Raw genomic sequence first — 18211 nt, 5'->3', positions numbered from 1 at the left:
GAGGAGGCCGGATCATGAGCACGCTCACGACGGCACGTCGCCCGCCACTCGCCACCATGAACGCTCTGCTGTCACCTCGCACCGTCGTGGTGGTCGGTAGCCACCGCACGCCCGGCGATCCGGCCGGGACCTATCACCAGGCGCTGCGGATGGGACAGTTCTGCGGCACCCTCGCCCAGGTTGATCCGACCGGAGCATCCGACGGGTTCCGGTCGGTGGGCGAGGTCCCGTGGCGTCCCGATCTGGCGATCCTCGCGGTACCCGGTCCGCACTTGCTCGCGGCCCTGGACGACTGCGCCGACGCCGGGGTGAGGGCCGTGGCCGTCGTCACCGCCACCAGCCATGACGAGGGCCTGCAGTTGTCCGCCCGGGCGAGCCGGCGCGGGCTGTTGATGATCGGGCCGGGAAGCCTGGGGGTACTGAACCCGCTCCCCCTCGTCCGGCTGAATGCGACAGCGATCCGGCACGGCGTACGGGCTGCCGGGGCGGTCGCCGAACAGGACGCCGAACAGGACGCCGGGAGGGTCGCCGGGGTGGCGGTCGCGGTGCGCGGAAGCCTTCTGGCCACCCAGCTGCTCGAGGAGATCTGGCGTCGCAGCCTTCCTCTGTCCGGGTTCGTCGACCTCGGCGACGCCGCGAATGTGAGCGCCCAGCAGGTCATGAGCTGCTGGGGCCACGGCACCGCGACGCAGGTCGTCATCCTGGGGTCCTCCTGCCTCACCGCCGGTCTCACCGCCGAGGTGCTGTCCCGGGTCGTACCCGGGTCGCCCCCACACCCACCGCTGGTCGTCCTGGACGAAGGGAACCTCGCACCGGCGCAGCGCCGGTGCCTGAGCGCGCTCGGGGTGATCGTGACGGAGTCTGTCGCGGAGTCCCTCGACGTCGCCAAGCTCCTGATCACGCAGACCCCACCCGAAGGTTCCGGTCTGCTGATCATCAGCGACGACCAGGCCGGCGCGATGGCCGCCGCCCGCACCGCCGCACTCGCCGGTGCCGAGCTCTGCCACACCGACCATCCGCTCCGGCGCACCATCGACTCGCTCCTGCCGGCCTCGAGCTGGAGCGAGGGTGTGCTGTACCTCGGGGACCAGGTCGGCCCCGAGCACTACGAGCTCGCCGTACGAGCGCTGCGGGACGACGGCTCCGTCCACGCTGCGCTCCTGATCCAGTCCCGTACCGGCAGCCGACACGGTGACGACATGGTTGCTGCTCTCCATCAGCTGCTGAGCGCCTGCTCGCGGGCACACGCCACCGGGATGCTGATGGCTGCCGCCCTGGTGGACTCACCCGCTCCGGCCGATGGCCTGCCGTGGTACCCGGACGAGCAGAAAGCGGTTCGCGCCCTGGTCCTGGCCTCCACCGGCGGAGCCGGGCATCGCCCCGTCGGTGGAGGCCAGGACCAGCGAGGTGATGCTCCGCAGCCATGACCCCGAGCCGGAACGGTCGCTCGGTCCCTGATGACCCCGGTGTCCCCGGTGTCCCCGGTGTCCCTGATGGCCGAACCGGGACGCCTCGCCCTGACCGGACGCGCACGGACAGGACTTTCGCCTCTGTAGGTCCCGGGCTCTCGAGGGCTGTGATGACCAATGGTCATTTTCCATTACTGGGAGTTGCTACCTTGAGCGATCCGTTTCCCGGCCTCCTGCTGGCAGGAGCGCCGGCGGCCAGAGCTTCCCGCACGGAGCAGCCGACCGGGAACATTCACGCGTGGCACCTCACGCAGCGCCCACCCGCGCTGACGTACGAGCTGTACCTCGTCCTGTCCGGATGCGCCCTGCAGTGCCTCAACTGCCCGACACCGGAGGTCTGGGACCGTTCGGGCGGCGACGAATCACCCTTTCCCGAAGCACAGTCCCGGCTCCAGGCCCACCGTCAGGCCGTCACCGGCTCCGGCGGCGGATTCACCCTGACCGGAGGCGACCCTTTCGCCCAGCCCGGGTTCACCGCGGCCGTCCTGCGGGCCGCCCGAGAGCAGGGCTACCGCACCACGCTCGAGACCCCGGGCTACCTCGGCGGCCTGGTTCCCGACACCACCCTGGACGACATCGGCGTGATCGTGCTGGACCTGAAAACCACCGATCCGCAACTTTTCCGGCGCATCACCCGGCAGGACATCAACCCGGTCCTCCAGTTCACCGACCGGCTTGCCGCCTCGGGGCGCGAGGTACACCTCAGCTATCTGCTCATTCCGGGCCTCAACGACTCCCGGCAGAACATCGACGACCTCGCGCGGTTTGTGAACGCCCACGCCAACATCAGCCGGGTCGAGGTCATGGGCTTCCAGCACCTCGGGACCGGCTCGTACCGGCGCCTGGGCCTGCCCTATGAACTGAGGGGGACCGCCGAGGCCACGACGGGCCAGATCCAGCGCGCCCGAACCCTCTTCGAGGACCAGGGGTGCATCACCGATCTCGGCGTCACGATCCGGTCGCCGGCCGATCAGTTCTGAGACAGGCACGGCATCCCACCGACACCGTTCAGCTCTCCGGGACCTTCGCCTCTCGTCACCGTCGGCCCATGAACAGACGCTGAGAGTGACGAGCGCTGACCCGCCCGGTCGAAGTGCCTTCCCGCGACTGAGGAAGTTCCATCATGACCATCCAGAAGGCCGGACCCACCCGCGTACCGGTGACAGCCTGGCCCACCGGTTCAGCCCTACCGTTGCACGTGCCCGGCCGGGTCCTGATGACGGTGAGAAGCCCAGACCCGGACGACGAGATGCGATTCACCGTCACCCTGGGCCCGGCGCACCCCCATCTGGGTCCCACCACCGTCGAGGAGGTTCTCCGGTTCCGGAACGGGGCGAGCACGCTGGTGGTGGAAGGCTACGAACCCCTCCTCCAGCCCGGTTTCAGCAGTGCCCTGATCCACATCGGTCGCGAGAGAGGGCTCCGCACCGAGCTGGTCACGTCCGGATTCCCCAGCCGTCATCTGAGTGACCTTTTCCTGCAGGAGATCACCCTGCTGACGGTGAGCCTGCCGCCGTGCAGCACGACCATCCAGATCGCCGGCACCGACGGGCAGGACGACCCGATCGCCTTCCTGCGCCGTCTGTCGCGATTGGGCCGGCCCCTGCGTGTCCAGATTCCCGCCGCAACGTCCTTCTCCGATACCCCGTCGATGAAACGGGCGATGGTCGAGATCCTTCTGGGCCTGCCGACACTGCGGTCCGTCGAGATCTACACGCCGGGCATTCCCTCCCGCCGGCCATCCGACGGTCTCTGCCTGCGCAACCACGCACCGGCCGCGACCAGCGGCCATCGGCCCCCCGACACCACCGCCGCCCGGCTCCGTGCCCTTCTGAGAAAGCACGGTCTGCCGGTCGAACAGCCACTGCCCGACGACCGGTGACCGACTCCTCGCCGGTTCCCGCAGTCCGTCATCGGATTCGCACCGTTCGCGACCAGCCCGAGAAGGGGAGAGGACCATGAACAAGAATACGGGGGGCGCCGTGTTCAAAGATCGTACGGAGGCCGGGCGGGCCCTGGCCGATCACCTGGCCGACCACTTCGCCTCCGGCCTCCCCGAGGAGACTCTCGTGGTCGGCCTCACCGGTGGGGGTGTCGCCGTGGCCGCCGAGGTCGCCACGCGGCTCGAGCTCCCGATGGATGTCGTCGTGGTGCAACGCCTGCACCGATCCGGGCAGCCGACCATGGTCCTGGGCTCCGTCGCCGAGCACGGCACCAGTGCCATGGTTCCGGGTGCCTGGGACCGGTACCTGGTGGGCCCGAACGAGCTGGAAGATCTCATCCGCCGCCAGCGCCTGCGGCTACGCCGCCGGACCGACCAGATCCGCCGGGGTATCGCACCGCTCTCCTGCCGGGGCCGAACGGTGCTGCTCATCACCGACGGCCTGGCCAGTGGCGCGAGCGCCCGCGCGGCCGGTGCCGCGGTGCGGGCGCGCGGGGCCCAGCACATCTTCCTGGCGGTCCCGGTGAGCTCCCCGGCCGGCCCGGCGGCAGTCGCCCTGGCGGCCGACGAGTTCTCCAGCCTGTACTCGCCGGAGCCGTTCCGTTCCGTCGGCGAGTGGTACGCCGACTTCTCCGAGGTCACGGACGAGCAGGTGAGCGCTGTTCTACACGGCACCAGCGGTTTCGCCGGCCCACCGAGCCTGGTGTCGTCCCCGCCGTCGTTCTCGACGGGCTCTGCCTCGCCCTGGGCGACGATGTTCTGACCGGCCGGCGGCCGCTGCCGGTCAGGGGAGACGGATGATCCTCCCCCGACCGGCCGAGCGACAGCCCGGTCAGGAGTCGCGGCGGGGCCTGGACCCGGCTCAAACCCGACTCAAACCCGACTCAGACCTGACTCAGACTCGATCAGCCTGATCAGACCCGACCGGCCCCGGCCGGCACCGATGTGTCCTTGTCCCCGTGCACGACCAGCACCGGGCAGGCAGCCCGCTCGGCCACCCGCATGCTCACCGACCCGAGGAAGAGGCCGGCGATGCCGCCGTGACCCCGGCTGCCCACCACGGCCAGCTGCGCACCCTTCGACAGGTCGATCAGGGTCTGGGCCACGCCACCCCGCCGGACGACCTGCGTGACGTTCTCCGGAATACCCTCGGGAAAAGCACTTTTCACGGCATTATCGAGAATTCCCTGAGCCAGCTCGTTCCCGCCGCCTCCGCCCATCGGCGCCCCGACCCCGTAGGGCGCGGGGTAGTCCCAGACGATGACCGCCTGGATCTGCGGCAGCTGCGGTGCACCCGGGAGCCGCTCCAGCCGGCCGGCCCATTGCAGAGCCCGCTTCGACTGCTCCGATCCGTCGACACCGACCACGACCAGTGGCCGTGCGGTAGATGCATCAGTACTCATGATCGTCCCCTTCCGGGATGAGTCCGCTTCGTGAGGCCCACCCTGCGCCGGAGGTACCGCATCGGTCAGAGGCGAACGTCCTGCCCGCCCGTCGACCACTGCCCCAGCACCGGACCTTGGTCCCTGGCGAGCCTGTTCGACAGCGGTGAACGTGGAGGTACAGAACGTTCATCTGGCTGGAGATGCATTGCGATGACGCAGCTGATCACACCCAGAACGACTAAGTACGTCTACGATTTCGCCGAAGGCGACGCGCAACTGGCGGATCTGCTCGGCGGCAAGGGCGCCAACCTGGCCGAGATGACCAGGATCGGTCTCCCGGTCCCGCCCGGTTTCGTGATCACCACCACCGCCTGCCGCGCCTATCTCGAGACCGGGGCCGCCCCCTCCGCCCTGGAAGCCGAGATTCGTTCCCATCTGGAGCGTCTGGAGCATCAGGCGGGGCGCCGGCTGGGTGATCCGGTGGATCCGCTCCTGGTATCGGTGCGCTCCGGAGCCCGGTTCTCCATGCCGGGCATGATGGAGACGGTTCTGGACATCGGCCTGAACGACGTCAGCGTGCATGGCCTGGCCGTCGCCAGCGGCGATGAACTCTTCGCCTGGGACTCCTACCGCCGGCTGATCCAGATGTTCGGGAAGACGGTTTTCGAACTGCCCGGAAGCCTTTTCGATGATGTTCTGACCAAGGCACAGCACCGGGCCCAGGTATCCTCGGTCACCGATCTGTCGGTGGAGCAGTTGCGCCAGGTGACCGAACGGTTCAAAGACATCATCCTGGACCAGACCTGGCACGAGTTCCCGCAGGATCCCTCGGAGCAGTTGCTGTCGGCGATCCGGGCGGTGTTCGGGTCCTGGAACTCCGACCGCGCCATCGCCTACCGGCGGCAGGAACGGATCCCGGGCCACCTGGGGACGGCCGTCACCGTGATGGCCATGGTCTACGGCAATCTCGGCCAGAATTCAGGCACCGGAGTGGCTTTCACCCGTGATCCGGCGAGCGGCGTGCCCGGCGTGTACGGGGACTATCTCAGCGACGCCCAGGGCGAGGACGTGGTGGCCGGCGAGCGCAACACCCGGCCGTTGGCCGACCTGGAGTCGCTGGATCCCCGCAGCTTCCACGAGCTTCTCGGCTACCTGAAGATCCTTGAGCAGCACTACCGGGATCTGTGCGACACCGAGTTCACCATCGAGCGGGGCCACCTGTGGATGCTCCAGACCCGGGTCGGGAAACGCACGGCTGCGGCCGCCTTCGTCATCGCCGCGCAACTGGTCGACGAGGGCGTGATCGACCTGGACGAAGCCCTGGCCCGGGTCAGCGGCGCGCAGCTGTCCCGGCTGATGTTCCCCGCCTTCGCCCCGGGCGCGGGCGACCGGGTCCTCGTCAGCGGAATTCCCGCCTCCCCCGGAGCCGCGGTGGGGGCGATCGCGCTGGACCAGGCCACCGCCAGGGCATCGGCCGGACCGGTCGTCCTGGTGCGCCGCGAGACGACGCCGGACGACCTTCCGGGCCTGATCGCAGCGGAAGGGGTGCTGACCGGTCACGGCGGGAAGACCTCCCACGCGGCGGTGGTGGCCCGGGGCATGGGCAAGACCTGTGTCTGCGGGGCCGAGGCCCTGGTGATCGACGAGGCGGCCCGCACCGTCGAGGTCGGCGGCGTCCTGCTCCGCGAGGGCGATGTCATCTCCGTGGACGGTGACAGTGGGCAGGTGTATGCCGGGGCGGTGAGGGTCTGCCCCTCCCCGCTGGTGGAGTACTTCGAGACCGGCCTGATGCCACCGGGAAACAAGACCGTCGCGGCCGTGGCCCGGCTCCTGGAGCACGCCGACCGGCGGCGCCGCCTCCAGGTGCAGGCCAATGCCGACACTCCGCCCGACGCCGAGCGGGCGCGGCGTCTGGGTGCGACGGGCATCGGGCTGTGCCGCACCGAGCACATGTTCCTGGGCGAGCGCCGCATCCTGGTCGAACGGCTGGTGCTGGCCACGACCCCCGAGCAGGTGCGTCACAGTCTCGATGCGCTTCTTCCTCTGCAGCGTGAAGATTTTCGCGACATTCTGGAGCGGATGGACGGCCTGCCGGTAACGATCCGGCTGATCGACCCACCGCTGCACGAGTTCCTGCCCCGTCTGGAAGACCTGACCGAGAAGGTCGCCCGGGCTCAGGGCTCCCCGGAGAGCCTCGCCCATGATCGTGAGCTCCTGGCCGCCGTGCGGCGCATCCATGAGGAGAACCCGATGCTCGGCCTGCGGGGTGTCCGCCTCGGCCTGGTCGTGCCCGGCCTGATCACCATGCAGGCCCGGGCCGTCGCGGAGGCTGCGGCGCAACTGGTGCGCCGAGGGCTGGACCCCCGGCCGGAGATCATGGTTCCGCTGGTGGCGACCGTGCACGAACTCGAAGCCGCCGCCGTCATTCTCCGCGAGGCGCTGGCCCAGGTCCCGGACGCACCCCGGATCCCGGTCGGGACCATGATCGAGGTGCCCCGGGCCGCCCTGACCGCCGGTGACATCGCTGCGCAGGCCGACTTCTTCTCGTTCGGCACCAACGACCTGACGCAGATGGGCTGGGGATTCTCCCGCGACGACGTCGAGTCCGCGTTCTTCCCGCAGTACCTGGCTCAGGGAATCCTCACGGTCTCACCGTTCGAGTCCATCGACGAGAGCGGGATCGGACGCCTCGTCGAGCTCGCGGTGGCCGAGGGACGAGCGACCAGGAGCGACCTGAGAATCGGGGTCTGCGGTGAACACGGGGGTGACCCGGCCTCGATCGGTTTCTTCCACCGGGCTCACCTCGACTACGTCTCCTGTTCGCCGTACCGGGTGCCCGTGGCCCGGTTGGAGGCCGGATGCGCCGCCGTCACCGCCACCGGATCCGACAGCCGCTGAAACCTGGACAGGAGACCGACCATGAACACACCGGAGAACGGACACGCCGAGTACGTCGTCGCAGGACTCGACCAGCACGGCCACCCGGCGCACATCCTGGCCGTGGCGGCGGACGAGGCACTGCACCGGGGCCTGGCCCTGGCCGTCGTCACCATCCTTCGCGCAGACCCCCTTCCCGACTGGCCACCACCGACGACTTTCGACGAGGCGGCACAGGCCCTGCGGACGAGGGCCAGGACCAGCCTCGACCAGGCGATCGGGTCACTGCGCTCCACCCACCCCCGGCTGACGATCGAGACCTTCTGCCTGGACGAGAACGACGTACACCCTTCCCAGGCCCCTCTGCCCCGGGCCGCTCTCCTGGTGGTCGGCAATCACGACCATTACGGCCGCCGGGCCCTGATTCTGGGCTCACCCAGCCGGCTGCTCCTGGCCGCCGCCGACTGCCCGGTACTCATCGTGCCGCGCCCCCGTACGGTGTCGGCACCCGATCCGCGAGTGGTGGTCGGGGTGAGTGCGCATCCCGCCGACACCGGCGTCGTCAGCGCGGCCTACCAGGCCGCCCGGGGTCGCCCGGTCACCGTCGTGCTCGCCCATGCCTACTCGCCCACGCAGGGTGAGAGCCCCGATGAGGCGCTGCTACGGGCCGATCAGCTCCTGACCCGGTTCGCGGCCACGGCGCCCGACGGCCTGCGCGTCACCAGCATCGCGATCCGGCAGGACCCGGACGTCCTGCTGCCGCAGCTCTCCGCCAACGCACAGCTCCTGGTGGTCGGAGGACGCCGGGGGGCACTTTCGGGGCTGGTCCGCGGATCGGTCAGCCGAGCACTCCTCGCAGACCTCCCCTGCCCCATGCTGGCCGTGCCCCGCGCTCAGGCCAAGCTTCGTTCCGGCACGGCCCGGGTCGCCCTCCCGGCGGACTGACGGCCCGGCGGGACCGATGCTGCGGGCCCGGACCGCCGCTCGCGTTCCGGGCCCGCAGCATCCGGTGCCCTAAAGAGCCAGGACGAGGAGACCGGCGACCGCCAGAACGTCGTACCCGGCGATCGCCCGGTTCACGGTCTGGATCGGCAACGGCCCGGCCGGGGTGGCCAGGAGCAGGAAACTCCCGGATCGGCGGGCCCCCTCACGGCGAAGGAGCACCAGCGGCGGCACGGCCAGGAGCACCAGGACTGCCGGGAGCGGAGGAGACAGCGTCAGGCAGGCCGTAAGGGTCACCAGCAGGGCGCTGACGAACACCGGCGCGAACAGCTCCGCCGGCGTCGTACGACGGGCCCAGATGCGCTGCAGTGCAGGAGATGCCAGCCAGCTCTCGGCCATCCGACCGATGGCCGTGGTCAGCCGGTACTGCAGCACCACGAACACGGCGAGCCCGGCCCCCGGCCCGAGCAGAGCAGCGGCGATCAGAGCAGTCAGCACCAGTGCCGCCGTGGGCACGAACGTCTCGGTGAGGGCCCGCCGGAGGACGACGCCGGCGAGCGCCGCCGGTGTCCGGTACCAGCGCACCGGCAAGGGTCTGCGGGTCGGGCGGCCCTGGCTCTCGTGCACGGCCTGGACGATGTCGGTGTCCAGCGCGAGCATTCCGGCGTTCACCGACCAGCGGTGGGTGTGGCCCCGGATCAGCTGCCAACGGGGGACGAGGGGGTGCGGGGCACCCAGAGCCCGCGGACGCCGGCTGGGCCGGGTCGCCATGAGCGCGAACCCGAGCCCGACGGCCGTGCCGGTGGGGAGCGTCCAGGCCTGGACCGCGGCCAGGGTCAGGGCGGTGATCAGGAAGACCGCCGACAGCAGGGCCACCGGTCCGGGGGCGTCCCGTTTCTGGAGCTGGACGACCGTCGCCAGGGTGGCGCAGAGCAGAACCGCGGTGCCCAGCGCCAACGGGACCGGCCAGCCCATCGCCCGGGCCACCAGGACGGCCACGACGACCAGCATCGCGATCGCCGCCGCCGTGATCAGGCCGGTCAGTATCCGGTCGCGACCGAGCACGTCAGCGGCGGGCAGCCATTGCAGCTGGGCCGCTGAGGCCGCGATCGGCCCGGCGAAATACAGGGCCTGTACCCAGACGCCGGCCAGGGCGAGCCCGCCGGCGAGCGCCAGGAGCTCCGGGGAGAAGCCCCGTTCCTGCGCGGCCCGGAGCACGGCGGGCAGGATCTGGTCGCCGACCGACCAGAGGGTGGAGCCGAGCATCGGCAGCGCGATGAGCGCGGTGACGGCCTGCTCGGCGCTGGGACGCGTCATCGCACGACCTCGCCGGCCAGGCTGATCTGCGGGCAGCCCAGCGCCCGCACCAGCGACGGATCGTGCGTGGACAGCAGGATGCACCGCTCGGGGGTGAGCATCGCGAGCAGTTCCCGAGCCAGCACGCCGACCCCCGCGACGTCGAGGTGCGCCTCCGGCTCGTCGAGCAGCAGAACGTCCCAGGGCCGCACCCGTGCCGTGGCCAGGGCCACCCTCTGACGTTGTCCCGAGCTCAGGGCGGTCGGCTTGTGCTCACCCACGTCCGGCACCCCGAAGGCCGCGAGTGCTGCGCGAACGTCTTGCGCCGGTTGTGGTTGCAGCAGCATCAGGTGATCGGTCACCGTCAGCCCCGGCAGCCAGGTGAAGTCGTTGAGCACCCCGTAGACCGACTGCCAGTGCCCGGCCGACGACGGCTGCGAGGGCCGGCCCAGGATCTCCACGGTGCCGGAGTCCATCGGCGCGGCGCCCGCGAGGCACTCGAGCAGCGTCGACTTCCCGGCCCCGTTCGGCCCGACCAGCGCCGCGATGCCGCCCGCGGCCACCTCGAATGTGACGTCGGACAGGACTGTTCGGGAGCCGTAGCTCTTCCCCAGACCGGTGACACGTAACATGAGCGGCAGTTTAGGCTTTGCCGGTCCGGTCCCGGCCGGTGGAAGCTCGGGAGACCAGGAGGTGGGCCGGGAGCGGTCCGGGAGCGGTCCGGGTGACATTCCTATCGGTGCGGCAGCCCGGAATCCCGCCAGGCCCTGGTCACCGAGGCACGGCAACGGTTCGGCTCGTCACCCACCCGCTCAAACAGCCCTTCCAGCAGAATCGGCCCGTGGCTGAGGGTTTCGTGCGATTGCGGGCCGGTGGCGACCAGTGCGGCGAGGCCGTGCGTCACGGCCCAGGTCTGCACCGCGAGGTCGAGCGGCGCGAATTCCGCCGCGAAGCGGCCCGCTTCGATCCCCCGGGCGGCCGCCTGGACCATGCATTCCAGCCCCTCGTCCGCGGCCTCGTCGTCTTCCAGGCCGAACGTCGCGTCGAACATGACCCGGTAGAGATCGGGGTGCTCCAGCGCGTTGTGGATGTACGCCGTGGCGTGCGCGGTCAGGTCCAGCACCGGATCGTCGGTGATCGGCACCGCCCGGAACCGCACACCCATGCGGGTGTGCCCCTCCTGCCGCAGGGCCGTCCACAACCCGTCCATGCTGCCGAAGTGCGTGTACACGGCCATGGTCGAGTAGCCGGTGTCGGCCACCAGCGACCGCAGCGTGATCGGTTCGCGCGTACGCAGCATCTGCCCGGCCCGCTCGATGAGCATCGAGCGCACGGCCGGATCCTTCGGTCTCGCCATGACGCCGATGATACATGGCATTGCTATGTTATGTTTTTGCACGAGGGCGGGGCTCCCCCATCCATTGACCTCCCCATCGACCTACCCACTGACCTCCAGGAGATATCCATGTCCATCACCCTGAAGAACCCCGCCGCTCTGGCCGAGGTCCCGCTGTACCGCCACGTCTCGATCGCCAGTGGCTCGAAAATGGTGTTCCTGGCCGGCCAGGTCTCCGTCGACCAGAGCGGGAACACCGTCGGCGCAGGCGATTACGTGGCCCAGATCGAGCAGTGCTACCTCAACGTCGCCACCGCCCTGGCCGAGGCCGGCGCCACCTTCGACGACGTCGCGAAGATCAACGTCTACGCCGTGAACATGACCCCGGAACTGGTCGCGGCCTCGGGCGAGGGCATCGCACGCGCCGAGAAGAAGCTCGGCGTCACCATCCAGGCGCCGCTCACCGGCATCGGCGTCGCCGCCCTGGCCTCCCCCGAGTACCTCGTCGAGGTCGACGCCATCGCCTTCATCGACTGAGCCACCACGCGCACTGACCGCCGACGGTGGTGACGCGCGCATCGACCTGCCCGGCCGACCTGCCCCATCCCCAGACCGGCATCGGGACCGTCCTACCGCCGGGCCCACCACAGGCCCGCAGCAACAGATCTCGCTGCCACCTGTCTACTATTCCCCCATGGCCGACTGGACCTTCCGACCCACCACCCCTGACGATCTGGAACGCATTGCCGACCTGAAGGTCCTGGTGATCCGCGAGCACCTGGAGCGTCTGCGCCCCTGGAACGAGCAGTCCGCGCGCGACTACCTGTACGAGCGCTTCGTTCCCGCCAACTCGCGCATCATCGAGGTGGGTGGCCGGTTCGCCGGGTGCGTTGCCGTACGCCAGGCCGAGGACTGCCGCTGGATCGAGCAGTTCTACCTGTCCCCCGACTACCAGGGGCACGGCATCGGCAGCGCCGTCCTGACGACGCTGCTCGAGGAGTGCGACGCGGACGGGGCTGTCGTGCGCCTGGATGTGCTCCAGGGCAGCCCCGCCCGGCGTCTCTACGAGCGTCACGGGTTCGTGTTCGAGCACGAGGACTCGCTCGACGTCTTCATGATCCGGTACCCGTCTGCGAGTCCCACGCCGTGACTCCTCTCTACCGAGACACTCTCCCAGATCGCCCGTCGGCAGACGCTGACCGGCAACAGCCCCCGCGGAACCACCGTGACTTCGGCGACTTCGGAGGACCGGCCGGTGCGGTGGCGATCGACGTACGCCGGGGCGGCCGAAGAAGCCCTTGAGCATGGTGGGGAGAACTCGTGCGCTCAGGGTGCACGGAATCCCCCACCATCGATGTGAGCTCGGACGGAACAGATCAAAGTCAGTTGCCACCATTCTTGTTCACCCTCCGGCAACCGGCAACGGGCGAACGTTTGTGGCCACCGCTTGAAGAACGGCGCGGATCCTGGCGGTCCCGGCGCAGGAGGGCCGAGCAGGCTACGCATCGCTGGAGGCAGAGTCGCGCACCGCATCAAAGCGGTCACCGCACGAGGCTCCGCTGCTGTGCGTACCGTCACGTCGTCGATGACCCCGGCACGTGGCCTTTAGCCGTCACTCACCGGAATACTCTGGGAGATCCGGACGCTGTCGGCCCACTCACGCACCCACAGCGGCAGTTCCAGGTCGGCGGGGTAGGCGCCGACGGCGTCCTGCAGTTCCGCGTGGGTCACCGAGCCACCCGTGCGCTTGAGGAACCGCACCTGGATCACCGCGCGGGCCATGATGTCGTCGCCCCGCACGAAGGTCTGCTCGATGTAGGAGTTGCGCTCGTCGAAGCCGAGCATCCGCGTGTGCACGTGGAACTTCTGCCAGAGCGTCAGCGAGCGCCGGTAGGTGATGGTCTGGGCGGCGACGACGGGGAACCAGCCGCGGCGCTTGACCTCGGCCCAGGAGCCGGCGCGGGTCATCAGGTCGAGGCGGCCGAGGTCGCAGAAGCCGAGGTAACGGCTGTTGTTGACGTGCCGGAACAGGTCGAGGTCGTTGGGCAGAACCCGGAACGGTGTGCGGGTGCCCTCCCACATGGAGACCTTCGGCCGGAGCCGGACGATGAAGCTGAGCAGGAACAGACGCAGATAGAGATTCATTTCTACTTTCCCGGATCGGACCCGTGGTGGACCGATCGCGCCGCTGCGCTCGGCCTGGTCATTGTAGGAAGCCCGCTGAACGGCCGCTTACCGGGTCGGTTCGTCACCGGCCGAGCACCCGCCGAGCACCCGCCGAGCACAGGTGGCACGCATCTCCCGGACCGGGAGGTACCGGTGGCCGCGGGCTGAGCGAGGATGGGTACCGCTCCCTCCTCCCGCACAGAAACGGCACCCGCATGCGCCTGCTGCTCATCCGCCACGGCCAGACCCACTCCAACGTGATCGGCGCCCTGGACACCGCGCGCCCCGGTGCAGACCTCACCGAGCTGGGCCGTGAGCAGGCAGAGTTGCTGGTGGAACGGCTGAAGAACGAGACGATCGACGCCCTGCACGCGACCACGCTGGTGCGTACGCAGCAGACCGTGGCACCGCTGGCGAAAGCCCGCGGGCTGGAGGTCACCGTCCACGACGGCATCCGGGAGTGGGACGCCGGCGATCTGGAGATGAAGAGTGACGACGAGGCGGTCAACCTCTACGTCAAGATCACCATGAGCTGGGCCGCCGGTGACACGGGTGTGCAGATGCCCGGCGGCCCGACCGGTGACGAGGCCCTGGCCCGGTTCGACCAAGCGATCGCGGAGATAGCGGCGACCGGTGTCGAGTGCGCCGCCGTGGTCAGCCACGGCTCCGCGATCCGCACCTGGGTCGCGGTACGGGCCAAGGACGTCGACGGCACCTACGCTGCGGCCCATCCCCTGCTGAACACCCAGGTGGTCAAGCTCGTGGGCGACCCGCAGAACGGCTGGCAGGTCGAGGACTGGGGCTGGTGAGGCTCGTCGCCGGGCCGATCAGGCCCGGCGACGCGACGCCTCAGCGCTCAAGGCCCTCGAACAGGTCGGTCTCGCGCGGCGCCCCCGGGGCGGCGCCCACCCGCTGGAACGTCTCCACGCCCATCATCGCGCCGAACCGCTCGACCCCGAGCGCGAGCATCTGCGCGCTGTCGGACTGGCTGGCGTGGGCCGACAGGGCATCGAACTTCTGCTGGTTCCAGGGCTTCACGTCGACCCAGGTGGTGAGCTCCTCATCGGGCAGGCCCATCGGCAGCCGATCGCCCCGGGCCAGGGCGGCATTCATCTCGGCCTCCATCTTCTCCATCCCGGCCTTCTCCTCCTCGGTGCCGAACTCCCGGGTGAGGTCGCCCCACATCTTCATCTGCGAGTAGGGCGGCGAGGACCAGTACACCTTCGCGGGCTGCCACGGCTCGCCGGCCAGCAGTTCCACGGCGGCCATAGTGATGCGGTGGGCCTGGATGTGGTCGGGGTGACCGTACACACCGTTGGCGTCGTAGGTGACGACCACGTCGGGCCGGTGGGTACGCATGAGGTCGGCCAGACGGGCGGCGGCCTCGGCCACCGGGGTGTTCCAGAAGGCACCCGGCAGCGTGTTGGTGTCCCAGCCCATCATCCCGGAGTCGTGGTAGCCCAGCTGCTCGACCACGTCGATGCCGAGGACCTTCGTGCTGCGCTCCAGCTCACCCGCCCGCACCTTCACCACGGCATCGACGTCGTGCGCGGCATCGCCCGGCTTCACGCCTCCCGGGCCGTCGCCGCAGCGCCCGTCGGTACAGGTGACGAGCACGGTACGGATGCCCTCGGCAGCGGCCTTGGCGAACACTCCACCGGTACCGGTGGCCTCGTCGTCGGGGTGGGCATGAACGGCCATGAAGGTCAGGGTCACATCGGCGACCTTAACGGCGACCACCGACAGAACCGGAACGCATTTCGCGCTCGGCGCATCAGGCCGCCCGCAGGAATATCTCGCGCAGATCCATCAGCGCGAACCCCAGCAGGTTGAGGCCTCGCCAGCGCGTGGGATCGTTCGCCGCCCCGTCGTCGGCCGCCAGGCCGATCCCCCAGATCCGGTCGACCGGGCTGGCCTCCACCAGCACCCGGGAGCCGGAGGTGCGCAGCACGTCGGCGTACTGCGGGTACTGCCCGAACTTGGCCAGGTTCCCCTCGGCCACCAGCTCGTACCGGTGCTCCACCCAGCGATCCTGGTCAAAACCCCGGACCCGGCGACCCAGCTTCTTCGCCTGCGCCGGGGAGGGCGCGGCGAGGATCTTCGCCAGCGCCGCCTCGTCCCCGAACCGGCGGGCCTTACCGGCCATCATCCAGTGCTCGGCCGTGGCGTAGGTGACACCGTCGACCGTGAACGGCGAAGGCCACCACTGGCTGAAGCATCCCTGGCCCACGCGTCCGTCGCGCTCGGGGCGGTGTCCCCAGAAGAACATGAATTTCTGCTTCTCCCCGGCGGCGTGCCGCGCACGGATCGCGGCCAGTCGTTCGTCAGGGTTCGTCCAGGACATGAATGCCATCATGGCGGCATCGTCAAAATGACGCGAAGCGTTCGACGCGCCCGCCCGGACCCGGAGGCCCGACGTGACCACCCCCGTAGTCCCGCCCCACCCGGGCCCCGGCGCCGGTGACCCGTTCGACCCGTTCGCCCTGGAAGACATCCGCACCCGGGTCGTCGAACCAGTGCTCACCTGGATGCTGCGGGAGGGCGAGCTCGAGGCCTACGCCCTCGGCTGGACCGACGGCGACGTGCACGACTGGACCGAGCCCGAGAACGCCCCCAGCGGCAACCACCTCACCGAACTCACCGTCATCATCCGGGCCGGCGGCCAGTTCCAGTACTGCCTGTGGTCACCGGAGCAGCCCGACGACGAGACGCTCGACCAGGTCGCCCACCGCTTCGCCAGCAGCATGCAGGACTGGGTGGCCGAGTGGGTCCGGTGGGGCGAGTTCCGCTCGATCGCCTACAGCATCCCCGCCCGCGACAGCAGCCACTGATTGACCTCGACATGGTCGGAGATCTCCGGATGGGTGAACCCGTCGCTGAGATCGGGCGCCAGCGTGCCCAGCCAGCGGTTCACCGGCCCCCACAGCCACAACCCTCCCGCAGAGGCGGTGAAAGGCAGGGGAAAACCCACCCTTTCACGCATCTCCCGGGTCCATTCATCAACCGTCCCGGGCGCCACCCCGGCCCTCTCGGCGATCGCCGACCGGGTCACCAGGTCTTCCACCAGCCGGTGCACCCGAATGTCCTGACGGTCCAGATCGAGCACGACCCCCTGCACGGCGGCCAGCACCGAAGGCCCCTCGGCCGCCAGCGCCAGCTCGCACCCTCCGGCGAAAATCCTTGGCACCGCGTCGAAGTGATCGAGCACCAGGCTCTCCTGCCGCTCGGACAGCGGATCGACCAGGAACGCCAGCTCGTACCAGGTGCCCCTAACCACAGTGGGCAGCCTGGCGCACGATGCGCGCGGCGTGCGAGACGTCGTCGTGCGAGGCACCACTGTAGGGCAGCGACGCCTCGCCGCACGGGCAGTACAGACGGAACCGATGGCCCTGACGTCGCACCCGCCAGCCGTGCGCCATCAGCATGATCACCATCCCGGCGGTGGCCGGACCGCACTCCTGCCGGATCACGGACGGATCCAAAACTCTTTCATCCATCATGTTTCCCCCGTTACATCAGCCGAACGGGAACATGATGCGGCACGACCCGGCACGAAAGAAATTCCACCGCACAGTGGCAGAATCAGAATCTCGACCATCAAAACCAGCAGGCCCGCACCTTTTAGCGGAACGCGTCGATCCCGGTCAGGGCCTTCCCGATGACCAGGGTGTGCATCTCCACGGTGCCCTCGTAGGTGAGCACCGACTCAAGATTGTTCATGTGGCGAATCACCGGGTACTCCAGCGAGATTCCGTTCGCGCCGAGAATCGTGCGGGCCGTCCGGCAGATCTCCAGGGCCTCCCTCACATTGTTCAGCTTGCCGAGGCTGACCTGGGCCGACCGCAACGTTCCCGCGTCCTTGCGCCGGGCCAGATGCAGGGCCAACAGCATCCCCTTGACGTACTCCAGTTCCATGTCGGCGAGTTTCTGCTGGGTGAGCTGGAACCCGGCGATCGGGCGGCCGAACTGCGAGCGCTCCAGCGCGTACCGCAGTGCAGTGGAAAGGCAGGTACGGGCGGCCCCCATGGCTCCCCAGACGACCCCGAAGCGGGCCTCGGCCAGACAGGACAGAGGCCCACCCAGCCCTCGCACCTCCGGGAAGACACATTCCCCGGGCACCCTCACCTCGTCCAGGATCAGCTCACTGGTGATCGAGGCCCGCAGCGACAGCTTGTGCCGGATCTCGACGGCAGAGAAGCCGGGTGAGGAGGTGGGCACCGCGAAACCGCGGATGCCCTCGTCCGTCTGTGCCCAGATGACCGCGACATCGGCGATCGAGCCGTTGGTGATCCACATCTTGCCGCCGTTGATCACCCAGTCCGAACCCTCGCGCCGGGCATGCGTCGTCATCCCCGAGGGGTCCGAGCCGTGATCGGGTTCGGTCAGCCCGAAGCAGCCCACCGCGTCCCCGGCCGCCATCGCCGGCAGCCACCGCGTCTTGATCTCCTCCGAGCCGAACCTCCACAACGCGTACATCGCCAGCGATCCCTGCACCGAGACCAGGGAACGGATGCCCGAGTCGACGGCCTCCAGCTCCAGGCAGGTCAGCCCGTACTCGGTGGCGCCGAGCCCGGCGCAGCCGTAGCCGGTCAGATGCATCCCCAGCACCCCGAGGTCGCCCAGTTCCTTCACCAGCCCGCGGGGGTCGTCCACCGTTGCGCGCTCGAACCAGTCGGCCACATAGGGGGCGATCCGGGACTGCGCCATGGTGCGCACGGCACGCTGGATATCCCGTTCGTCGTTATTGAGCAGTTCGTCGAGACCGGCGAGATCCACGGCCGCATCGTTGAGGTCCACC

20 protein-coding genes are annotated in these 18211 nt (G+C 69.4%); 10 read left to right on the top strand and 10 right to left on the bottom strand.

Annotated features, from left to right (window positions below; translation table 11 throughout):
- Positions 1-14: 14 nt before the first annotated feature.
- From QSK05_RS27080 to QSK05_RS27065, 4 genes are all read left to right on the top strand, one after another.
- Complete coding sequence (locus tag QSK05_RS27080; RefSeq protein WP_285600167.1) at positions 15-1427, top strand: CoA-binding protein; 1413 nt, start codon at positions 15-17, stop codon at positions 1425-1427.
- 191 nt (positions 1428-1618) lie between these two features.
- On the top strand, positions 1619-2449 hold the full coding sequence (locus QSK05_RS27075; RefSeq protein WP_285600166.1) for a radical SAM protein: 831 nt from the start codon (positions 1619-1621) through the stop codon (positions 2447-2449).
- A 143-nt stretch (positions 2450-2592) separates the two neighbouring features.
- Complete coding sequence (locus QSK05_RS27070; RefSeq protein ID WP_285600165.1) at positions 2593-3351, top strand: radical SAM protein; 759 nt, start codon at positions 2593-2595, stop codon at positions 3349-3351.
- Between the two features lie 76 nt (positions 3352-3427).
- Positions 3428-4174 (top strand): phosphoribosyltransferase family protein, encoded by a 747-nt coding sequence (locus QSK05_RS27065; protein ID WP_285600164.1) that lies wholly within the window; start codon positions 3428-3430, stop codon positions 4172-4174.
- Between the two features lie 151 nt (positions 4175-4325).
- Here the strand turns inward: QSK05_RS27065 and QSK05_RS27060 are convergent, their stop codons facing one another.
- Entirely contained in the window at positions 4326-4814 is a 489-nt protein-coding gene (locus QSK05_RS27060; RefSeq protein WP_285600163.1) for a universal stress protein, read from the bottom strand.
- 192 nt (positions 4815-5006) lie between these two features.
- Between QSK05_RS27060 and ppdK the strand changes: the two genes are divergently transcribed.
- Both ppdK and QSK05_RS27050 read left to right on the top strand, forming a co-directional pair.
- Entirely contained in the window at positions 5007-7694 is a 2688-nt protein-coding gene (gene ppdK / locus QSK05_RS27055; RefSeq protein WP_285600162.1) for a pyruvate, phosphate dikinase, read from the top strand.
- A gap of 21 nt (positions 7695-7715) precedes the next feature.
- Positions 7716-8618 carry a universal stress protein gene (locus tag QSK05_RS27050; protein ID WP_285600161.1) on the top strand — a complete coding sequence of 301 codons (903 nt, stop codon included), beginning with the start codon at positions 7716-7718 and terminating at the stop codon, positions 8616-8618.
- Positions 8619-8687: 69 nt separating this feature from the next.
- Here the strand turns inward: QSK05_RS27050 and QSK05_RS27045 are convergent, their stop codons facing one another.
- The 3 genes from QSK05_RS27045 to QSK05_RS27035 form a co-directional block, all read right to left on the bottom strand.
- Positions 8688-9932 (bottom strand): hypothetical protein, encoded by a 1245-nt coding sequence (locus QSK05_RS27045; RefSeq protein WP_285600160.1) that lies wholly within the window; start codon positions 9930-9932, stop codon positions 8688-8690.
- A complete protein-coding gene (locus QSK05_RS27040; RefSeq protein ID WP_285600159.1) occupies positions 9929-10543 on the bottom strand; it encodes an ABC transporter ATP-binding protein in 615 nt (204 codons plus the stop codon). The genes QSK05_RS27045 and QSK05_RS27040 overlap by 4 nt, the downstream gene beginning before the upstream one ends.
- Positions 10544-10644: 101 nt before the next feature.
- Positions 10645-11268, bottom strand: a complete 624-nt coding sequence (locus QSK05_RS27035; RefSeq protein ID WP_285600158.1) for a TetR/AcrR family transcriptional regulator — start codon at positions 11266-11268, stop codon at positions 10645-10647.
- Between the two features lie 108 nt (positions 11269-11376).
- Between QSK05_RS27035 and QSK05_RS27030 the strand changes: the two genes are divergently transcribed.
- Both QSK05_RS27030 and QSK05_RS27025 read left to right on the top strand, forming a co-directional pair.
- Complete coding sequence (locus QSK05_RS27030; protein ID WP_285600157.1) at positions 11377-11784, top strand: RidA family protein; 408 nt, start codon at positions 11377-11379, stop codon at positions 11782-11784.
- 157 nt (positions 11785-11941) lie between these two features.
- On the top strand, positions 11942-12397 hold the full coding sequence (locus QSK05_RS27025; RefSeq protein WP_285600156.1) for a GNAT family N-acetyltransferase: 456 nt from the start codon (positions 11942-11944) through the stop codon (positions 12395-12397).
- A 455-nt stretch (positions 12398-12852) separates the two neighbouring features.
- Here QSK05_RS27025 and QSK05_RS27020 read toward each other — a convergent pair whose 3' ends face one another.
- Positions 12853-13392 carry an acyl-CoA thioesterase gene (locus QSK05_RS27020; protein WP_285600155.1) on the bottom strand — a complete coding sequence of 180 codons (540 nt, stop codon included), beginning with the start codon at positions 13390-13392 and terminating at the stop codon, positions 12853-12855.
- Positions 13393-13628: 236 nt separating this feature from the next.
- On the opposite strand from QSK05_RS27020, the gene QSK05_RS27015 reads away from it, so the two are divergent.
- Positions 13629-14222, top strand: coding sequence for a histidine phosphatase family protein (locus tag QSK05_RS27015; RefSeq protein WP_285600154.1), 594 nt, complete (start codon positions 13629-13631; stop codon positions 14220-14222).
- 40 nt (positions 14223-14262) lie between these two features.
- On the opposite strand, the gene QSK05_RS27010 is transcribed toward QSK05_RS27015, so the two are convergent.
- Entirely contained in the window at positions 14263-15114 is an 852-nt protein-coding gene (locus tag QSK05_RS27010; protein ID WP_352302766.1) for a PIG-L family deacetylase, read from the bottom strand.
- 73 nt (positions 15115-15187) lie between these two features.
- Positions 15188-15757 (bottom strand): riboflavin biosynthesis intermediates N-glycosidase, encoded by a 570-nt coding sequence (ybiA, locus tag QSK05_RS27005; RefSeq protein ID WP_285600152.1) that lies wholly within the window; start codon positions 15755-15757, stop codon positions 15188-15190.
- A 73-nt stretch (positions 15758-15830) separates the two neighbouring features.
- Here ybiA and QSK05_RS27000 point away from each other — a divergent pair, with 73 nt between their 5' ends.
- On the top strand, positions 15831-16244 hold the full coding sequence (locus QSK05_RS27000) for a hypothetical protein (RefSeq protein WP_285600151.1): 414 nt from the start codon (positions 15831-15833) through the stop codon (positions 16242-16244).
- Here QSK05_RS27000 and QSK05_RS26995 read toward each other — a convergent pair.
- The 3 genes from QSK05_RS26995 to QSK05_RS26985 form a co-directional block, all read right to left on the bottom strand.
- The gene (locus QSK05_RS26995; protein WP_285600150.1) at positions 16211-16690 is read right to left on the bottom strand and encodes a hypothetical protein; all 480 of its coding nucleotides are present in this window, start codon (positions 16688-16690) and stop codon (positions 16211-16213) included. The two genes, QSK05_RS27000 and QSK05_RS26995, sit on opposite strands and share 34 nt — an antisense overlap.
- Complete coding sequence (locus QSK05_RS26990; protein ID WP_285600149.1) at positions 16683-16883, bottom strand: hypothetical protein; 201 nt, start codon at positions 16881-16883, stop codon at positions 16683-16685. Before QSK05_RS26990 ends, QSK05_RS26995 begins: the two co-directional genes overlap by 8 nt.
- A gap of 151 nt (positions 16884-17034) precedes the next feature.
- Positions 17035-18210 carry an acyl-CoA dehydrogenase family protein gene (locus tag QSK05_RS26985; RefSeq protein ID WP_285600148.1) on the bottom strand — a complete coding sequence of 392 codons (1176 nt, stop codon included), beginning with the start codon at positions 18208-18210 and terminating at the stop codon, positions 17035-17037.
- Position 18211 lies beyond the last annotated feature (1 nt).

Origin of the sequence: Kineosporia sp. NBRC 101731, from assembly GCF_030269305.1 — a bacterium.
GTDB lineage: Bacteria > Actinomycetota > Actinomycetes > Actinomycetales > Kineosporiaceae > Kineosporia.
The sequence above is the reverse complement of the archived record's forward strand: the minus strand, read 5'-3'. Positions and strand labels throughout refer to the sequence as shown.